This is a genomic window from Flammeovirga agarivorans (assembly GCF_012641475.1).
Taxonomy (GTDB): Bacteria; Bacteroidota; Bacteroidia; order Cytophagales; family Flammeovirgaceae; genus Flammeovirga; species Flammeovirga agarivorans.
The window spans coordinates 1-2396 of sequence record NZ_JABAIL010000031.1 but is presented as its reverse complement, the minus strand read 5'-3'; the positions used below and the strand labels follow the sequence as shown (position 1 = coordinate 2396).

Below are 2396 nucleotides of genomic sequence, written 5' to 3'. Positions count from 1 at the left end.
CGAAAAGATGAAATTCATTTTGCATAAGTTTTAAAAACACAACTTGAGCTAGTTTATTAGCTTTTGAATAATATAATATGATTCCCAAATCGTTATAAAAATCCTCACTCTATTCGTAGTGTTAAACGCAGTGTCACTACGAATTTGTTTATATCATAAGTTTGTAACTTATTACTATTAGTTAAAATAAAGGTATCTAGTTTATTGAACTCATTGATCCTTTTCGCCCACAATTGAAATCATTGGCTTTTGATATGCATACTCTACCTCCTACAAAAAGAACCAGTTTAGGTATCTCTTCCATTTGCAATAAACTGTCTTCAAATTGTTGTTGTTGGAGGTCAGCTTGTTGCTGTTTTAGTTAGGAGAGTGAGAAATAGGTTTGTGAATATGTTACTCATTGGATTAGCATATAAAATATTAAGAGGAGGCATTTCAAATAAGGTTTTTAGTCTAACGCTTAGATAAAAAAATTTGTTGAATAATTCCATCCTTACACTACAAATATTTGATTTTTATAAAAACACAATTTTAGTTAATGAGTCTCTTAAAACTTGTCCTTTAAATTGATGATTTAAAAAGAGTGTATCAATATTATTAAATCTAATATCTATTATTTTATTATCTATAATTTTATTTAAAAATAATGAACCTTTTAAATTATTCTTATTAAGAAATAAATAATCTATACCTTGTAAAGGTCCCAAATCAATATAACTAAGTTTATTATTTGATAAAACTAATGTATTCATTTTCACAATTTTAGTTAACTCAAATTTATTAATAATATTATAATCAAGCCACAATATTTCAATTTCATCATTACTTTCTAAATTTATTGTACTTATTTGGTTATTTGTCGCATATAATTCTTCAATTATGAATGATTTTTCAATAATCAATTTTGAAATTTTATTATTAGATATGTCAATATATTTTATGCTTTTAGGGACAAAAAAAATATTTTCTAGTCTATTAATTGAAATATCAAGAGAACATAAATTTGTATTATCATCAATTAATATATCATCAATTTCATTACTTGATAAGTTTAAATTTCTAATATTCTTATTATATACGTTAATTTTTTTAATATTATTTTCACTTATATCTAGGTTTTCTACACTAATAAAATTTTCAATATTGAATGTCATAATGTTATTTTTAGACAAATTTAAAACTTTTATATTTGGTAATAAATTCAATAGATATTGAGATATATCTATACAATTATAACATTTATATTCTGTAATTTTATTTATTATATCTATATCATTTTTTGTTAAAAAAACAGGGGTATCTTCCTTGTCCAAATAAAAATATGAAACATCACTTTTTTCTTTTTCATCTAAAATGAACCAATTAATATTTTTTGTAATGTTAAAATCACTAATTTGTAACAAAAAAAACAAAATTAGTATTATACAATTAATCTTTAGAAACTTCTCTATCATAGAATAAATATTTTTGCATTGTGTTTTTTCCATATTTTTTAGAATAATCACCTAATAGAAAATCTTTAAAATCAGATATATATGAATATCTAAGCCCACTCCCATTCTTAAACAACTATGATCCTCCTCTATTCGTATTGATAAATGATAATGTCACAACGAATTTGTTTATGCCATAAGTCTAAGACTTATTCAATTCGGAAGTTCGGAGTGACACTGCGTTTAACACTCCGAACAGTGGGATAAATATATTCTTCATTAACTTTATTGTTCAACACTAAATATTAATGGTTTAAATTTTATTTAAATTTATCCTTATAAAGATTAATACTTTCATTAAATTCTTCTAACATTATGTAATCATCATCCTTTGCTTGATTAATAATTTCAAACCATATAAGTTGATTATGTTTATTGATTCCATGATTAGTAATAGAATCAAATAAAAAGTTATAATCCAATAAATTTGATTCGATCTTTTTTACATAATAAAGCCAATTATTATCATTAATCTTTATTTGCTTTTCAAATCTTAAATACTTGATTTCATTTTCAATTATTCGAGCAATTATTCCACCTATGTCAAAATGTAATTGTTCATGCTGAAGTAATTGTTCAGATTGTGAATCTAAATATGATTCCTCTTGAACAAAATAACAATCGACTGAAAGAGCTGATTTCTTAAATCTCTGTGTGATTTTCACAGAAGTCAGCCCCTCATATTCTGAATTAAGTGGACGTTTTCCTTTAAAATCAGAAAATTTAAGTTTACAATTCTTATCCCACAATATTGGTTCATCATTAATCATTAATGAGAATAATATAATGTATAGTAATTTATTCATTATTCGAAATCAATTGTTAAATTCTCCTCTATTCGTAGTGTTAAACGCAGTGTCACTACGAATTTGTTTATGTCATAAGTTTGTAACTTATTACTAT

At 23.6% G+C, this 2396-nt stretch carries 2 protein-coding genes; both read right to left on the bottom strand.

The window, feature by feature from the left end; all coding sequences use genetic code 11:
- Window positions 1-515 precede the first annotated feature (515 nt).
- Window positions 516-1487, bottom strand: coding sequence for a leucine-rich repeat domain-containing protein (locus HGP29_RS27955; protein ID WP_168885772.1), 972 nt, complete (start codon window positions 1485-1487; stop codon window positions 516-518).
- Window positions 1488-1753: 266 nt separating this feature from the next.
- Complete coding sequence (locus HGP29_RS27950) at window positions 1754-2299, bottom strand: hypothetical protein (RefSeq protein ID WP_168885771.1); 546 nt, start codon at window positions 2297-2299, stop codon at window positions 1754-1756.
- Window positions 2300-2396: the final 97 nt, after the last annotated feature.